Raw genomic sequence first — 15889 nt, forward strand, 5'->3', positions numbered from 1 at the left:
GGCTACTTGACCTTCCTGCCCAGGCCCAGCGGGCCCGCGATCTCCTCCGCCATGACCTGGCCCGCCTCGAACTCCAGGGTCTCGTCGCCCATCAGTTCCTGGTCGGTGTCGAGGCCGTCCAGTTCGGCGAGGGGCTGGTTGAGGCGGACGTGGGCGACGAGGGACTGCAGGGCGCGCAGGGTCGCCGAGGCGGTGGAGCCCCAGTTGGAGAAGTAGGAGAACTGCCACCACCACAGGGCCTCGGTGGTGCGGCCCGCGCGGTAGTGGACCATGCCGTGGCGCAGGTCGGCGATGACGTCGGCGAGGTCGTCGGAGATCCGGGCCGGGACCGGCGCCTTGCGGGGCTCGTAGGGGTCGAAGACCTCGGAGTAGACGTCGACCGGGTCGAGCATCACGGCGAGGCGTTCGCGCAGCTCGTCCACGTCCGGCTCGAAACCCGGGTCGGGCTCGTAGCGCTCGTCCGGCACGATGTCCTCGTGCGCGCCGAGGCGACCGCCCGCCAGCAGCAGCTGGGAGACCTCCAGCAGGAGGAAGGGGACGGCCGAGTCCGGCTCGTCGCCCTTGGCGACCTCGGTGACGGCGACCAGGAAGCTCTCGATCTGGTCCGCGATCTGGACCGCGAAGTCGTCCGGGTCCAGGTCCGTCGCGTGCAGCGTGGCGTCAGACATCCAGCAATCGTCTCCCCTCGAAGGCGCGGCCGAGGGTCACCTCGTCCGCGTATTCCAGGTCGCCGCCCACCGGGAGGCCGCTGGCCAGGCGGGTGACCTTGAGGCCCATGGGTTTGATCATGCGGGCGAGGTACGTGGCCGTGGCCTCGCCCTCCAGATTCGGGTCCGTGGCGAGGATCAGCTCCGTCACCGTGCCGTCGGCCAGGCGGGCCAGCAGTTCTCGTATGCGCAGGTCGTCGGGGCCGACACCCTCGATCGGGCTGATCGCGCCGCCGAGGACGTGGTACTTGCCCCGGAACTCGCGGGTGCGCTCGATCGCGACGACGTCCTTCGGCTCCTCGACGACGCAGATGACGGACAGGTCGCGGCGCGGGTCGCGGCAGATGTTGCACAGCTCCTCCTGCGCCACGTTGCCGCAGGTCGCGCAGAAACGGACCTTCGCCTTCACTTCGAGGAGGGCCTGCGCGAGCCGCCGTACGTCCGTGGGCTCCGCCTGCAGGATGTGGAAGGCGATCCGCTGCGCGCTCTTGGGACCGACGCCGGGCAGCCGCCCCAGCTCGTCGATGAGGTCCTGGACCACGCCTTCGTACACGGACTGCCGTCCTTCCTGGTGTCTTTCAGTACGTACCGTAGTCGGCCGCCGCCGCTCCGAGGAAGGCGGTACCGGGCACGGATGGGCTCGCTCGGGGTTGCGGAGGAGTCCGGAGGGGGTTGCTGGAGGGAGCGGGGTCAGAAGGGCAGGCCCGGGATGCCCATGCCACCGCCGCCGAGGCCCTGGGCGAGGGGGCCCAGTTTCTGCTGCTGGAGGGTCTGGGCGTTCTCGTTGGCCGCCTGGACGGCCGCGACGATCAGGTCGGCGAGGGTCTCGGTGTCCTCCGGGTCCACCGCCTTGGGGTCGATCTTCAGGGCGCGCAGTTCGCCGGAGCCGTTGACAGTGGCCTGCACCAGGCCGCCGCCCGCCTGACCGTCGACCTCCGTGTGCGCGAGCTCCTCCTGGGCCCTCGCCAGGTCCTGCTGCATCTTCTGGGCCTGCTGGAGCAGCTGCTGCATGTTGGGCTGGCCACCACCGGGGATCACGTTCAGCTCCCTCGCACGAGTACTTGCGGAGGTCCGCGGGGACGGTTCTACGGACGCCCCCGTGGACGTTCTTGCGGTCGCAACGAGCCTACGTGGTCGGCACGGCCTCTGCCGCGCCACTCTTTCGAGTGAGTCGGCCGGGGATTCGTATATCCGATCAAGGGCATCTTCCAGGGGATAAGCGGCGAAAACACCATCTTCGCCACCCATTGGGCGGTAGGAAGGGTCCGGCCGCGTCAGGGTGTGGTGCGTGAGCGCCGTACGTACGTAGGGAGTGCCGGGTGAGCCAGCCGGAGATGCAGCCCGAGGGGGGACCCCAGGACGGGCGGGGTGAGGGGCCCGGGCTGTGGGCGGAGCCGTGGACGGCGGCGACCGGACCGTGGGTGGGGGATCTGGCCGGGCGGCCGTTCCCGCAGGGGGACTGGGGGGCGCCGGCGGAGCGGCTGGAGGAGTTGTACCACTGGGTCGAGCGGGCGGCGCTGGAGACCGCCGCGTGGTATCTCACGGACCGGGTGTGGAAACGGCTCGCGGCCCGGGTCTTGCGGATCGGGGCGGCCACGGGCGCGCTCGTCGGGGCGGCACTGCCGTTGCTCGACCTCACCGGGGCGGTGGGCGGGGTGGCTCCCTGGGGGTATCTCGCGCTGCTGACCTGTGTGGCGTGCGTGGCGGTGGATCGGTTCTTCGGTGTCACCTCCGGGTGGATGCGGGACGTCGCCACGGCCCAGGCGGTGCAGCGGCGGCTGCAGGTGCTGCGGTTCGACTGGGCGTCCGAGAGTGCGCGTGAGGTGCTGGGGCCGGCGGAGGGGACGGCCGGGGAGGCCGCCGAGCGGTGCCTCGGGGTGCTGCGGCGGTTCTCCGAGGACATCACGGAGTTGGTGCGGGCGGAGACGGCGGACTGGATGGTGGAGTTTCGGGCGGGGGCGGCGCCGGTGGGGTTGCGGGCGTTGGGGGGCGGTGCTCGGCCGGAGGGGGTGGTGAACGGGCGGGTGCCGTTGCCTCCGGGGGCTCGGCCTAACATGCCTCGGCAGCGGCCGCCGGAGGCTCGGTAGGGGTTTCTTCGCCCCCGCCGCCCCTACCCGTCCCATCCTGAAGGGGCTGCGCCCCTTTGAACCCCCAGGCGTCCGTCCGGTGGGGGCTGGTCGCGCAGTTCCCCGCGCCCCTGAAAAGCAGGGGCTGCGCCCCGTGCTTTCAGGCCCGCAGGGCCTGGCGCTTTTAGGGGCGCGGGGAACTGCGCGAGCGGCCACGGCCTACCCGCGGCCGCCTACGAAACCCGTACCCCCGAGTCGGTGGGCGCATGGCTCAGCCCGCCGTGTCCTCCCGCGCCCGCTCGTCGCACAGCCGTGCACCCGTCGCCGTCTCGCACGGCACGTGCCCGTGGTTGCGGATGACGCTCTGGGCAGTGCCGCGGCGGATGTGGGCGAGGAAGCTGTCGGCGAGGGAGTTGGCCAGGGGACGCAGGTAGGTGTAGGCGTACTCGGCGCCGTAGTACGGGTAGGTGGCGTCGCCCTTCTCCAGCGCCTCGACGGAGGCGGTGCGGCCGTCGAGGGCGAGGCGGCGCAGGCCGGGGCGGCGGGTCGTGAGGTTGAGTTCGCTGTAGCCGATGGCGCCGGGGAGCTCGGCGACCTTGGCGAGGATCTGCTCGGTGGAGTCGAGTTCGCAGCGGGTGACGCGGGCGGTCGAGAGGTCGTCCCGGCGGCAGTCGAGCGAGGTGCTGGCGACCTGCTCCCAGCCGCCCAGCACGGTCCGCTGGAACACCTGGCGGGTCCCGGAGTCGGCGTCCCGGCTGACGAGGACGACGGGGATGTCAGGGAGGGAGGGGTCCAACTGTCTCCAGCGGGTGATCTCGCCCCGGTAGACGCGCCGTACGTCATCGATCGTCAGGCTGTCTCCACGGGGACGGATGCCGTCGTTCACGACCAGGGTGAAGACGGACAACGCGACCCGGTGGCCGATGAGTTCGGCATCGGCGCTCGTGCTGGGGCCGTCGGAGAACGCGATGACCGCCGGTGAGCCCTTCTTGGACTCGGCGCCCAGCGTGGCGAGTTCGTTCACACCCGCCGAACTCCCCCGCGCGTCCACCCGGATCTCGGCGCCCGCGCAGTCCTTCTCGTACTCCTCCGCGAGCCCGCGCAGCACCGGCGCGAACGCGGTCGACCCAGTGAGCGTCAGCTCGCCCGTCGCGCACTCGATGGGCGGTGGGGTGTCGTCCCGTACGACGACGATCGCGGCCAGGGCGATCACGCACAGCGTCAGCATCACGGTGATCAGCCGGGCCGCGCGGCTGAACAACGGCGGCTTCTCGTCGGGCGTCGCGCTGCGGTTGGGGTGCACCTCGCCGTCCCGGATGCCGCCGATGAGCCGGATCGGACTGTCGACGTCACCGCCGGCGAGGAGCACGAGCAGCTTGAAGTGGTCGCCCCAGTTGAGCGGGACGCGGGGGATGCGGAGCACGCCGTCGCGGTAGCCGAAGCCGGCGGCCGGGGTGAAGTGGTCCATCAGATGGTCGGTGCCGGGCGGCTGGGTGACCGAGACGCCCCGGATGACGCGGCCGCTGAACACGGCGGTGAGGCCGTGCAGTTCACGTCCGGTGTAGTCGTTGTCGGCGATGCTCTGGGAGCCGTCGTTCTCGACGCGCAGCAGGACCAGGGTGGCGTCGGACATGTCCGGGGCCTCGTCGAACAGCCCGAGCCGGACGTTGGCCCGCCCCGAACGCACGTCGTGGCCTATGGGGTTGTCCATCTGCACCCGGTAGCCGATCCGCTTGCGTCTGGGCACCCTGCGCTCGTACCAGACCATCACGGCCGACGCCACGACACCGGCCACGGCGGTCGCCACCGCCACCACGTTCTCCGCGCTCAGCCAATCCTGCATCCGAGCCACTCCCCCGAGCCTCACGCTCCGCAGTCAAGCGGGGACACGGTACGGCCGGGTGCGGGAACGAGGCGCGGACAATCCGGGTACGGCGCCGGAAGTTCAGCGGAAATTCGCCGGGCGGCCCCGTCCGCTCAGTCGGCCTTCGCGTACGTCACCGACTTGCCCGTCGAGTCGACGCGGCGGAGTTGTCCGTCGGGCAGGAGGGTGACGGTGGTGGCGGCGCCGGGGGAACAGGACTCGGCCGGTTCACCGGTGGTGACGGTGGAGGGGCCGATGCTGAGCGGACCGCCGTCGTCCGGTTCGTCCGTCAGCGCCGCCTCGAACACGCAGTGGTACGTGCCGCCGCCTTCGAGCGGACCGTCCGCCGTGAGCGAGAGCACCGTGTCGCCGACCTCGCCCTGCTGGATGACGAGTTGACGGGTGTCCCCGCCGTCGGAGCCGTCGAGGGTGGCGTTCCAGGTGCCGAGGAAGTCCTCCGGGATCGTGCCGGCGTCGGGAGACTCGGTGGTCGGGTCCGGCGACGTCTCGGGGGTCGTGGGTCCGTCGGTCGTCGGCTCCAGCGTCTCGGGCGCGCTCGTCCTCGTACCGCCCTTCGCGTCGTTGTGCTCGCCGCCGTCGCCCCCTTTCTTCATCAGCGCGTACACCGAACCGCCCGCCCCGAGGGCGACCACCAGAGCGACGATGACCAGCAGCACGGACGAGCGCCGGCTTCCGCGCTCCGGGTCGGGGCGACCGCCGGGGCCCACGCCCGCCCCGGGGCCGTAGAGGGGCTCCGGCCCGTACGGCGGGGTCGCGCCCAGGCCCGCCCCGCCGGCACCTGCGGGCCCCTGCCCACCGGCGTACGGCCCCTGCCCGTACGCCCCGTACGACGCCTGGGGTCCGCTGTGCGGGTAGCCGTAAGCGGGGCCGGGGCCGGGGACCGCGCCGGGCTGCTGCCCGTAGCCGGGTGCGGATTGCTGGCCGTACCCACCGGCGGGCTGCTGGGTGTACGGCTGCGGGAAGCCGTACCCGGAGGGCGCGGGCGGCGTGTGCGGCGGGGCGCCCGGCGGAGGGGGCTGCGCTCCCGCCGACCCCGCGATCTGCGTCGGCATCCGGTCGAACGGCGCCCCCGGGGGAGGCGGTACGGCACCCCGGGGCGAGGCGGCGGGGTGCTCGACCGGGGAGCCGGGGGCACCGGGAGTCGTCGCCGGCTCCCCGGTCGCCCCGTCCGAGCCCGGGGCCCCGGAGCCACCGGAGCCACCGGAGCCACCGTACGGAGAATGGGGATCGCCCAGCGGATACACGGGCGGAGCCGACGGCGGCGGCCCCGCGGGACCGGCCGGAGGCGTGGACGCGGGACCGGCCGACGGCGGACCCTGGGCAGCGGCACCGGCCGCGATACCCGCGGCGGCGGCCCCCGACGGACTCACCGACGGAGGCGCCGAGGGCGGAGCGGCCGGCGGAGTCGAGGGCGGGGCCGAGGGCGGAGCCGGGAACTGGCCCGCCGCACCCGGGCTCTGCCCCGCTGCGGGCCCGGTCGAGGCCGAGGATGCCGTCGACCGACCGCCGCCCTCGGAACCTCCCGGCGCCTCGGGGCCGCCCCCCGCAGCCGCCGCACCCCCAGCGCTCCCCGGGTCCACCTCCCCACCAGGTTCTCCCGCGGCTCCCGAGCCCCCCGCAGCACCCGAGTCCGCTCCGGCACCCGGAACTCCCGTCGCCCCCGTCTCCTCCGGGTCCTCCGTGTCCAGCAAGCGCACCGCGTGCCGGCCCAGTTGGGCCACCAGGGCGCTCGGGAGCCACGGGTCGCGGGAGCGGCCGGCGAAGACCGTGTCCTCGGCGCCGGTGCGCTGGAGGATCTGGGCCAGGGTGGGGCGGGCGGCGGGGTCCTTGCGCAGGCAGTCGCGGACGAGGTCGTACAGCCCCTCCGGCACCCCCTCCAGATCCGGCTCCTCCTGGGCGATGCGGAACATCAGGGCGTGGACACCGGAGTTGGCCGCGCCGAACGGCAGGTTGCCGGTGGCCGCGTAGGCGAGGACGGAGCCGAGGCAGAAGACGTCGCAGGCGGGGGTGATGCGGTCACCGCGCACCTGCTCGGGCGCCATGAAACCCGGCGACCCGACGAGCGCGCCGGTGCGCGTCAGCCCGCCGTCCGTGACGGTCTCCAGCGCCCGCGCGATCCCGAAGTCGATGACGCGCGGCCCGTCGATGGTCACCAGCACGTTGGACGGCTTGAGGTCGCGGTGGATGAGCCCGGCCGCGTGGATGTCCTCCAGCGCGTGTGCGAGCCCCGCCGCGAGGATCCGTACCGAGCGCTCGGGCAGCGCCCCGTGGTCGCGGCCGACGACGGCATGGAGGGAGGGCCCGGCGACGTACCCGGTGGCGACCCACGGGATGCCGGCCTCGGTGTCCGCGTCCAGCACCGGCGCGGTCCAGTACCCGCCGACCTGCCGCGCGGCCCGCACCTCCTGCCGGAACCGCGCCCGGAACTCCTCCTGCTCCGCCAACTCCTGCCGGACCAGCTTGACGGCGACGGTACGGCCGCGCTCGGACCGGGCCAGGTACACGTTCCCCATGCCGCCGGCGCCCAGCCGCGCGAGCAGCCGGTACGCCCCGATCCGCTGTGGATCCCCAGGCCCGAGCTTCTCCATGGCCACCGTCCCCCTGATTCCCCGTGCCGCCCCGACGCGTCCGCGGACGCGTACGTATCCGTGTACATGTACGTACGGGTACGTCGCCTACGTCGGCAACCTCATCAACGTCGTCTACGTCGCGTACGTGCGCAACGGACCGATCGTAGTGCGGCCGTACGGGGAGGCGGATGGGGCGGTGTCTACGGTTCCGTAACAGCGTCCGGCGCCGCCGCGAGGTCGTCCAGGACGCCCGACAGCCGTTCGAGCGCCCGCACGGTCGCCGCGAACTCCTCCTCCCCCAGCGCCTGGGCGAGGCGAGCGGCCAGGTCCGCGTGGCCCGGGTCGATCCGCTCGATCGCCGCGCGGCCGGCGGGGGTCGGCGTGAGGAGCTTGGCGCGACGGTGGGCCGGGTTCGGCACGTACACGGCGAGCCCCCGGTCGACGAGGAGATCGGCGACCCGCTGGACGCTCTGCCGGGTGATGCCCATGGTCCGGGCGACCCCGGCGACGGGCAGCGGCTCGGGCAGCACCGCGCCGAGCACCTGCCACCAGGCGGCCGTGAGCCCCGCCGGGCGCGCCAGTTCGTCGGCGACGGAGAGGAACTGGCCGTTGAGGCGGAAGACGCCGAGGGCGGCGCGGCTGAGGAGGTCCTGCTGCGCTCGGCTCACCGTCCCGCCGCCTCCAGCACGGCGTACGCCTCCGCGTCGGAGTCGTGGAAGAGGCGGTACCAGGCGTCGAGGACCTCGCCCTCGTAGATGCCGAGGAGGCGGAGGACCTCGCGGGCGAAGGCGACGGGTTCGGTGGGACCGGCGGTGACGAGGAGCCCGGACGCGTCGGTGACGGCGTCCGCCTCCACGTACCGCTGGGCGCCCTCGTAGCCGGTGGCCGCCAGGTAGAAGGGGGCCGCGCTGGTGTGGGCGCGGTCGTCCAGCAGCCCTTCCCGGGCGAGCCCGGCGGTCGCGCCGCAGATCGCGGCGACGGGGACGCCGGCCGCGAGGAACTCGCGCGCCTTGCGGGCGAACGGGGCGAGTTCGTCGCCCGTGTCCCACAGATCGGCGCCGGTGAGGACGAGCAACGAGCTGTCCTCGGGCCGCAGCTGCCCCAGAACCTCGTCCGGCTGGATCCGCACCCCCGCGACGGTCCGCACGGCGTCGGTCCCCGCGGCGACCGTCCGGACCTCGTACCCACCCCGGGCGAGCCACGCGGTGGTGTGTCCCGTCTCCCAGTCGGCGTAGGTGTCGTACACGGCGAGATGAACAGGCTTCCGATTACTCATGACAGCATCCTGACATTACGACAGTTTACTGTCAATGGGAGGTGAGGTGAGGGACGGGCTGCGTGTCGGCTGCGGGTGAGTGGGGCTTCTCGCGCAGTTCCCACCGGACGGACAGCCGACGGTTCAAGCCGGGCGCAGCCCTCACGCGGGGCGACACACTGTCGCGCGTAACCGACCCCACACAGACACAAAGCCGATGTCCCCCGCCCACGCAACGCCCCTAGCCTCACCCCATGACCCCTCGCCCCAACCCCCAGGCCGGCGCCCAGGTGAAGGCCACGGACCGCGCACACGTGTTCCACTCCTGGTCCGCGCAGGAACTCATCGACCCCCTCCCCATCGCCGGCGCGGAGGGGTCCTACTTCTGGGACTACGACGGCAACCGCTACCTCGACTTCACCAGCGGCCTCGTCTACACCAACATCGGCTACCAGCACCCCAAGGTCGTCGCCGCCATCCAGCAGCAGGCCGCCACGATGACGACCTTCGCCCCGGCGTTCGCGATCGAGGCCCGCTCCGAGGCCGCCCGCCTCATCGCGGAACGCACCCCCGGCGACCTGGACAAGATCTTCTTCACCAACGGCGGCGCCGACGCGGTCGAGCACACCACCCGCATGGCCCGCCTGCACACCGGCCGCCCCAAGGTCCTCGCCGCGTACCGCTCGTACCACGGCGGCACCCAGCAGGCCGTGAACCTCACGGGCGACCCCCGCCGCTGGGCCTCCGACACCGGCACGGCGGGCGTGGTGCACTTCTGGGCCCCGTTCCTCTACCGCACCCGCTTCCACGCGGAGACGGAGGAGCAGGAGTGCGCCCGCGCGCTGGAGCACCTGGAGACGACGATCACCTTCGAGGGGCCGTCGACGATCGCCGCGATCATCCTGGAGACCGTCCCGGGCACGGCCGGGATCATGGTCCCGCCGCCGGGCTATCTGGCCGGGGTCAGGGAGCTGTGCGACAAGTACGGGATCGTGTTCGTCCTCGACGAGGTCATGGCCGGCTTCGGGCGGACCGGCACCTGGTTCGCGGCGGACCTCTTCGACGTCGTGCCGGACCTGATGACCTTCGCGAAGGGCGTGAACTCCGGCTACGTCCCCCTCGGCGGCGTCGCCATCTCCCCCGCGATCGCCGAGACCTTCGCCCGCCGCCCCTACCCCGGCGGCCTCACGTACTCCGGCCACCCGCTGGCCTGCGCCGCCGCCGTGGCGACGATCGGCGTCATGGCGGAGGAGGGCGTGGTCACGAACGCCGCCGCCCTCGGCGCCTCCCTCATCGGCCCGGCGCTGCGCGAACTGGCCGAGCGGCACCCCTCGGTGGGCGAGGTGCGCGGCACCGGCATGTTCTGGGCACTGGAGCTGGTGCGGAACAAGGAGACCCGCGAACCCCTCGTCCCCTACAACGCGACCGGCGAGGCCAACGCCCCCATGCTCGCCTTCGGCGCCGCCGCGAAGGCGAACGGCCTGTGGCCCTTCATCAACATGAACCGCACCCACGTGGTGCCCCCGTGCACCATCACGGAGGCCGAGGCCAAGGAGGGCCTCGCCGCCCTCGACGCGGCCCTGTCCGTGGCGGACGAACACACCGTGTGAGGCCGTGGCAGCCCTCGGTGCCGGGCAGAAGGGCGAAAACTCCTCCGCCGAACCCGAACGCGTAAGGTGACGTGCTCGTAAGAGAACTCGGAGAGCACGCACAGGATGCGTACGCGTACGCGGATGGGGGACCCAGACCACGATGCCCGGCACCGGCGGCGGCAATGGCGCCGTGACCCGCAGCACCCTGCGGCAGCAGCTCGCGGACGCGCTCCGTGACGAGGTGCTGGCCGGCAGACTCAAGCCCGGGCAGGAGTTCACGGTCAAGGAGATCGCCGAGCAGTACGGCGTCTCGGCGACGCCCGTGCGCGAGGCGCTGGTGGATCTGTCCGCGCAGGGGCTGCTGGACGCCGTGCAGCACCGGGGTTTCGAGGTCCACGCGTACTCGGTGGCCGACTACCGGAACATGGTCGAGGCCCGCATCCTGGTCACCGCCGGCATGTTCCGGCGGCTCGGCGACCGCGAGGTCGACCCCCGTACGGCCGCCGCGCTCGCCGGGATCAGACGACGCGGCGAGGAGGCGCGGCGGGCCGCGACCGCCGGGGACGTGGACATCCTCATCGGCTACGACCTGCGCTTCTGGCGTGAGTTGAGCGCCCTGTTCGGCAACCCGTACCTCACCGACTTCCTGCACCGGCTGCGCGTGCAGTCCTGGGCGTGCGCGGTCCAGTACCTGCGACAGGCGAGCCACGGGACGGACGACCTCAAGGGCCGACTGTGGGCCGACCACACCGATCTCGTCGACGCCCTCACCCGCCGGGACGGGCTGAGCGCGCAGGAGATCATCGCCGGTTACGACGAGCAGTCCCTGCGGCTGGTGGAACGACTGGCGGACGGATGAGCATCACCCCGAAGACGGGCGGCGGGCAGCTGAGCGTCGACCTCTCCGTGGTCGTCCCCGCCTACAACGAGCAGGACCGCCTCGCCCCCACCCTCGACGCGATCATCGGTCATCTCTCGGCCACCGAGGCCGCCGCCCGCTGGGAGATCATCGTCGTCGACGACGGGTCGACGGACGCGACGGCCGAGGTCGTGGCCGCCGTCACCGCCCGCGACGCACGGGTGCAGTTGGTCTCCGGCGGGGACCGCAACCGGGGCAAGGGCCACGCCCTGCGGCTCGGTGTCCTCGCCTCGCACGGCCGCCGGGTCCTGCTCACGGACGCCGATCTCTCCGCGCCCATCGACGAGTTGGAGCGGCTCGACAAGGCGCTCTCCGACGGCCACACAGCCGCGATTGGCTCACGCGAGGCGCCTGGCGCAAGCATCGAGCGCCATCAGCACCGGATGCGCGAGACGCTCGGCCGGGCTGGCAACTTCCTGATACGCGGCGTCGCGGTGCCCGGCATCCGCGACACCCAGTGCGGCTTCAAGCTGTTCGACGGCGACCGTGCCCGCGAGGCCTTCGCCGCGTCCCGACTCGACGGGTTCGGGATCGACGTGGAGATCCTGCGGTACTTCCACCGCAGCGGCTGGCCCGTCGCCGAGGTCCCCGTCCGCTGGTCCCACCAGCCCGGTTCGAAGATCCGCCCCAGCGACTACGCCCGGGTCCTCGGCGAACTCGCCGTCCTGCGGGCCCGTTCCGTCCGCCGGGCCGACGTCCTCGCGGTCCTGGGTTTCCTCCTGATGGCGGTGGCCCTCTACGGCGGCCGCTGGATCGATCCGAACGGCCGCTACCTCCCCGACTCCCTCCAGGACCAGAACCAGTGGGAGTGGTTCTTCGCGGTGACGGCCGACAACCTGGTCCACTTCCGCAACCCGCTCTTCACCACCTTCCAGGGCTTCCCCGACGGCGTGAACCTGATGGCCAACACGGTCATGCTGGGCCTGTCGGTGCCCTTCGCGCCTGTCACGCTCCTCCTCGGCCCGGCGGTCTCGCTCGCCCTGGTCATGACGCTGGGCCTCGCCGCCACGGCCGCCGCCTGGTACTGGCTGATCGTCAAACGGGTCGTACGGCACCGGGGCGCGGCCTTCGCCGGAGCGGCCCTCGCCGCGTTCGCGCCGCCGATGGTCAGCCACGCCAACGCGCACCCCAACTTCGTCGTCCTGTTCATGATCCCGCTGATCGTCGACCGGGCGCTGCGCCTGTGCACGGGCGCGCGGACCCGGCGGGACGGGATCGTCCTCGGCCTGATGGCCACCTACCAGATATTCCTCGGCGAGGAGCCCCTCCTCCTCGCCGCCATGGGCATGCTGCTGTTCGCCGGCGCCTACGGCCTGGTCCGCCGGGACGTGGCCCGCGACTCCTGGCGCCCGCTGCTGAAGGGCCTCGGCGTCGCGCTCCTCGTGGCCCTTCCCCTCGTCACCTTCCCGCTCTCCTGGCAGTTCTTCGGCCCGCAGAGCTACGGCAACATCGCGCACGGCGCGAACTCCGGCAACAGCCCGCTCGCGCTCCTCTCCTTCGCCGAACGTTCCCTCCTCGCGGGCGACCGCGACCGCGCGGACGCGCTCTCCCTCAACATCACCGAGCAGAACGCCTTCTACGGCTGGCCCCTGGTCCTGCTGGCCCTCGGCATCGTCGTACGGCTGTGGGAGCGCCCCCTGGTGAAGGCGCTGGCCTGGACGGCCTTATCCGCGGCCGTGCTCTCCCTCGGCCCCGAGATCCGCCTCCCGCAGACGGATCTCGTCCTGCCGGGCCCATGGGCGCTGCTGGCCGAGAAACCCCTCTTCGAGTCGGTCATCGAGGGCCGGGTGGCGATGATCTGCGCCCCGGTGCTGGGCATGCTGCTGGCGATCGCCTGCGCACGCCTCGCGGCGACCCCGGCCCTCGGCACGCGCTACGTCGGCTTCCTGGCGGTGACCCTCGCCCTGCTGCCGATCGTCCCGGCGCCGCTGAGGTCCGTGGAACGCGCCGAGGTCCCGGCGTTCATCACGGACGGCACGTGGCGGTCGTACGTCGACACCGGGGCCGGCGAGACCCTGGTGCCGGTGCCGCTGCCGGACCCGGGCAACGCGGAGGCGCTGCGCTGGCAGACCACGGCGGACTTCGGGTTCCGGATGCCCGGCGGCTACTTCAACGGCCCCTTCGGCGAGGACCGCGTCGGCATCTACGGCGCCGCCCCCCGCCACACCTCCAACCTGCTGCGTGACGTCCGCTACAGCGGCAAGGTCCCGGTGATCGGGGAGAACTGGCAGGCGCAGGCCCGCAGGGACTTCGCGTACTGGCACGCGGGCGCGCTGGTCCTGCGTCCGCAGCCGTACGACGATCAGTTGCGGGAGGCGGTGGACAAGCTCGTCGGCCGACCGGGGAGGTGGGTGGCCGGAGTGTGGGTATGGGACCTGCACGCAGGGGACTGAAGACGCGTCCAGCGACTACGCTTCCCTGACCACTGTGTGCCGTACGCGAACGTATCCCTACCGTGCGTGTGCGTGCCGGATGACCGAGGAGCTCTCTTTTGGCCTGTGACCTCTGGTTGGTCCCGCTCGTCGACGTGCTCTGCCACACGCCCGACAACCCCTTCGCCGAGGAACTCGCGCTCTACAACAAGCTGCTGGGCGAGGCCGGGCTGCCACCGGTACCGGTGTACCAGTACATGCCGGGGCTGACCGGGGAGGTCGCCCCCGTCGCGGGTTTCGACTACGACGCGCTGCATTTCCTGCGCCGCGCCTATCTGCTCCAGGTCTGCGGGCTCGCGGTGACGCCGGTGGACGCGCTGGGCGGCGACTACGAACAGCTCCTGGAGATGTTCGAGGGCACGGCCCAGCAGTCGCACCTGGTCTGGCACTACGACCACGCGGGCGCCTATGTCCCCGTCGACTTCCCGCAGCCTCTCTCCAGCGACGAGCTGCTCGCCGGGGGCGGCCCCCTGGGCTCCTCCCAGGGCCTGCTGAGGGAACTGGAGTTTGTCGCCCCGGCCATCGGCATCGACCCGGCGAACCCACCGGCGCCGCCCGAGGCACCGCTCGCGCCCACGGAGTTGGAGGAGCCGGCCGTCCCGGCGCCCTACGACCCGAGCCCGTTCGCCCGTGAACGGCACGTCTGGCTGGGCCTGCACGCGGCGACGACCCGCAGCCTGGCGCAGGGTTCGATGATCGTGTTCAGCTGAGGGCCTTCGCGCTCACAGTGCCTCAGTGTCCCAGTGCCGCGAGGCCCTTCTGCATGTCCTCCGCGTTCATGACCGGGGTGTACGTGACCTCGGCGCCCATTTCGAGGAAGAACGGCTCGGCGATGGCGGGCATCTGCGAGCTGTCCTGCATGTCGAAGACCAGGTAACAGGTGCGCTGCCCGCCGTCGGCGGTGAAGTACGCGGCCTCCGGCTTCACCTGCTCCATGGAGGCCTGCATCTGCTTCGCCAGCGTGCCGTTCCGAATGGCTTCGTTGGACTTCTCGGTGTCGAGCCGAGCCTTGAGCATCATGCGCATCGCAGTCACTTCCTCCGGTCGCCCGATATGCGCCATATGCACGATTGGCGCACTTCCCAGAATAGGCCCGGCCGGGCACGCCTGCGCGTGCCCGGCCGGTACGGACGCCTCGTGCGAGGAACGGGGGTGGCTAGATGAACGAGTTGATCTCGATCGTCTCGTCGCGGCCCGGGCCGACGCCGATCGCGGAGATCGGGGCGCCGGACATCTCCTCCAGTGCCTTGACGTACGCCTGGGCGTTCTTGGGCAGGTCGGAGAAGGACTTGGCCGAGGTGATGTCCTCGGACCAGCCCGGCAGGGTCTCGTAGACCGGCTTCGCGTGGTGGAAGTCGGACTGCGAGTACGGGAGTTCCTCGACACGCTTGCCGTCGATCTCGTAGGCGACGCAGACCGGGATCTGCTCCCAGCCCGTGAGGACGTCGAGCTTGGTGAGGAAGAAGTCCGTCAGGCCGTTCACGCGGGTCGCGTAGCGGGCGATGACCGCGTCGAACCAGCCGCAGCGGCGGTCGCGGCCGGTGGTCACACCCCGCTCGTGGCCGATGCGGCGCAACGCCTCGCCGTCCTCGTCGAACAGCTCGGTGGGGAACGGACCGGCGCCGACCCGGGTGGTGTACGCCTTGAGGATGCCGATGACCCGGCTGATCTTCGTCGGGCCCACGCCCGCGCCCGTGCAGGCGCCACCGGCGGTCGGGTTCGACGAGGTCACGAAGGGATACGTGCCGTGGTCGATGTCGAGGAGCGTGCCCTGGCCGCCCTCGAACAGGACGACCTTGTCCTCCTCCAGGGCCTGGTTCAGGACCAGCACCGTGTCGGCGACGAACGGGGCCAGCTTCTCGGCGTAGCCCAGCAGCTCCTCGACGACCTGGTCCACGGCGATCGCGCGGCGGTTGTAGAGCTTGGTGAGCAGCTGGTTCTTGACGTCGAGGGCCGCCTCGACCTTCTGCGTCAGGATCGACTCGTCGTACAGGTCCTGGACCCGGATGCCCACGCGGTTGATCTTGTCGGCGTAGGTCGGGCCGATGCCCCGCCCCGTCGTACCGATCTTGCGCTTACCGAGGAAACGTTCCGTGACCTTGTCCACGGTCACGTTGTACGGCGTGATGATGTGAGCGTTGCCGCTGATCAGGAGCTTGGACGTGTCGACGCCGCGCTCGTTCAGACCGCTCAGCTCGGAGAGCAGGACCGACGGGTCGACGACGACTCCGTTGCCGATGACCGGCGTGCAGCCGGGGGAGAGAATCCCGGAAGGGAGCAGGTGGAGGGCGTACTTCTGGTCACCCACGACTACCGTGTGGCCGGCGTTGTTGCCGCCCTGGTAGCGCACCACATAGTCGACGGACCCACCTAGCAGGTCCGTCGCCTTTCCCTTGCCTTCGTCACCCCACTGAGCACCGAGCAGCACAAGTGCGGGCACGCGCGTACACCCCTTCCGGGCGG

General features: G+C 71.9%; 14 protein-coding genes. 5 read left to right on the plus strand and 9 right to left on the minus strand.

Going from position 1 to position 15889, the window contains the following annotated elements; genetic code table 11:
* Positions 1-2: 2 nt before the first annotated feature.
* The 3 genes from PUR53_RS32860 to PUR53_RS32870 form a co-directional block, all read right to left on the minus strand.
* Positions 3-668, minus strand: a complete 666-nt coding sequence (locus PUR53_RS32860; RefSeq protein ID WP_329899671.1) for a DUF5063 domain-containing protein — start codon at positions 666-668, stop codon at positions 3-5.
* Entirely contained in the window at positions 661-1260 is a 600-nt protein-coding gene (recR, locus tag PUR53_RS32865) for a recombination mediator RecR (RefSeq protein WP_086804188.1), read from the minus strand. The genes PUR53_RS32860 and recR overlap by 8 nt, the downstream gene beginning before the upstream one ends.
* A gap of 137 nt (positions 1261-1397) precedes the next feature.
* Positions 1398-1745, minus strand: a complete 348-nt coding sequence (locus PUR53_RS32870) for a YbaB/EbfC family nucleoid-associated protein (RefSeq protein WP_239756322.1) — start codon at positions 1743-1745, stop codon at positions 1398-1400.
* A gap of 281 nt (positions 1746-2026) precedes the next feature.
* Between PUR53_RS32870 and PUR53_RS32875 the strand changes: the two genes are divergently transcribed.
* Positions 2027-2794, plus strand: coding sequence for an SLATT domain-containing protein (locus PUR53_RS32875; RefSeq protein ID WP_329910661.1), 768 nt, complete (start codon positions 2027-2029; stop codon positions 2792-2794).
* Positions 2795-3044: 250 nt separating this feature from the next.
* On the opposite strand, the gene PUR53_RS32880 is transcribed toward PUR53_RS32875, so the two are convergent.
* From PUR53_RS32880 to PUR53_RS32895, 4 genes are all read right to left on the minus strand, one after another.
* Positions 3045-4616: a PstS family phosphate ABC transporter substrate-binding protein gene (locus PUR53_RS32880; protein ID WP_329910662.1), complete on the minus strand. Its 1572-nt coding sequence runs from the start codon at positions 4614-4616 to the stop codon at positions 3045-3047.
* Positions 4617-4750: 134 nt separating this feature from the next.
* The gene (locus tag PUR53_RS32885; protein ID WP_329910664.1) at positions 4751-7246 is read right to left on the minus strand and encodes a serine/threonine-protein kinase; all 2496 of its coding nucleotides are present in this window, start codon (positions 7244-7246) and stop codon (positions 4751-4753) included.
* A 182-nt stretch (positions 7247-7428) separates the two neighbouring features.
* Positions 7429-7896 carry a MarR family winged helix-turn-helix transcriptional regulator gene (locus PUR53_RS32890; RefSeq protein WP_329899667.1) on the minus strand — a complete coding sequence of 156 codons (468 nt, stop codon included), beginning with the start codon at positions 7894-7896 and terminating at the stop codon, positions 7429-7431.
* Positions 7893-8504, minus strand: coding sequence for a DJ-1/PfpI family protein (locus tag PUR53_RS32895; protein WP_329910665.1), 612 nt, complete (start codon positions 8502-8504; stop codon positions 7893-7895). The genes PUR53_RS32890 and PUR53_RS32895 overlap by 4 nt, the downstream gene beginning before the upstream one ends.
* A 233-nt stretch (positions 8505-8737) precedes the next feature.
* On the opposite strand from PUR53_RS32895, the gene PUR53_RS32900 reads away from it, so the two are divergent.
* The 4 genes from PUR53_RS32900 to PUR53_RS32915 all read left to right on the plus strand — a co-directional run bounded on the left by PUR53_RS32900 (position 8738) and on the right by PUR53_RS32915 (position 14136).
* Positions 8738-10093, plus strand: a complete 1356-nt coding sequence (locus tag PUR53_RS32900; RefSeq protein WP_329910666.1) for an aspartate aminotransferase family protein — start codon at positions 8738-8740, stop codon at positions 10091-10093.
* Positions 10094-10235: 142 nt separating this feature from the next.
* A complete protein-coding gene (locus PUR53_RS32905; RefSeq protein ID WP_239756316.1) occupies positions 10236-10934 on the plus strand; it encodes a GntR family transcriptional regulator in 699 nt (232 codons plus the stop codon).
* The gene (locus PUR53_RS32910) at positions 10931-13387 is read left to right on the plus strand and encodes a dolichyl-phosphate beta-glucosyltransferase (protein ID WP_329910667.1); all 2457 of its coding nucleotides are present in this window, start codon (positions 10931-10933) and stop codon (positions 13385-13387) included. The genes PUR53_RS32905 and PUR53_RS32910 overlap by 4 nt, the downstream gene beginning before the upstream one ends.
* 98 nt (positions 13388-13485) lie before the next feature.
* Positions 13486-14136 carry a hypothetical protein gene (locus PUR53_RS32915; RefSeq protein WP_239756314.1) on the plus strand — a complete coding sequence of 217 codons (651 nt, stop codon included), beginning with the start codon at positions 13486-13488 and terminating at the stop codon, positions 14134-14136.
* Positions 14137-14158: 22 nt separating this feature from the next.
* Here PUR53_RS32915 and PUR53_RS32920 read toward each other — a convergent pair whose 3' ends face one another.
* Both PUR53_RS32920 and PUR53_RS32925 read right to left on the minus strand, forming a co-directional pair.
* A complete protein-coding gene (locus tag PUR53_RS32920) occupies positions 14159-14452 on the minus strand; it encodes a DUF3303 family protein (protein ID WP_060883869.1) in 294 nt (97 codons plus the stop codon).
* Positions 14453-14582: 130 nt separating this feature from the next.
* Entirely contained in the window at positions 14583-15866 is a 1284-nt protein-coding gene (locus tag PUR53_RS32925) for an adenylosuccinate synthase (protein WP_329899663.1), read from the minus strand.
* Between the last annotated feature and the right edge of the window lie 23 nt (positions 15867-15889).

Source organism: Streptomyces sp. SP18BB07, assembly GCF_036322545.1.
Classification (GTDB): domain Bacteria; phylum Actinomycetota; class Actinomycetes; order Streptomycetales; family Streptomycetaceae; genus Streptomyces; species Streptomyces deccanensis.

Coding starts and splice junctions, on each gene's coding strand:
- PUR53_RS32880 (WP_329910662.1), bottom strand. CDS start 4,616: ATGCAGGATTGGCTGAGCGCGGAGAACGTGGTGGCGGTGGCGACCGCC.
- PUR53_RS32920 (WP_060883869.1), bottom strand. CDS start 14,452: ATGCGCATGATGCTCAAGGCTCGGCTCGACACCGAGAAGTCCAACGAA.
- PUR53_RS32900 (WP_329910666.1), top strand. CDS start 8,738: ATGACCCCTCGCCCCAACCCCCAGGCCGGCGCCCAGGTGAAGGCCACG.
- PUR53_RS32895 (WP_329910665.1), bottom strand. CDS start 8,504: ATGAGTAATCGGAAGCCTGTTCATCTCGCCGTGTACGACACCTACGCC.
- PUR53_RS32885 (WP_329910664.1), bottom strand. CDS start 7,246: ATGGAGAAGCTCGGGCCTGGGGATCCACAGCGGATCGGGGCGTACCGG.
- PUR53_RS32905 (WP_239756316.1), top strand. CDS start 10,236: ATGCCCGGCACCGGCGGCGGCAATGGCGCCGTGACCCGCAGCACCCTG.
- PUR53_RS32860 (WP_329899671.1), bottom strand. CDS start 668: ATGTCTGACGCCACGCTGCACGCGACGGACCTGGACCCGGACGACTTC.
- PUR53_RS32910 (WP_329910667.1), top strand. CDS start 10,931: ATGAGCATCACCCCGAAGACGGGCGGCGGGCAGCTGAGCGTCGACCTC.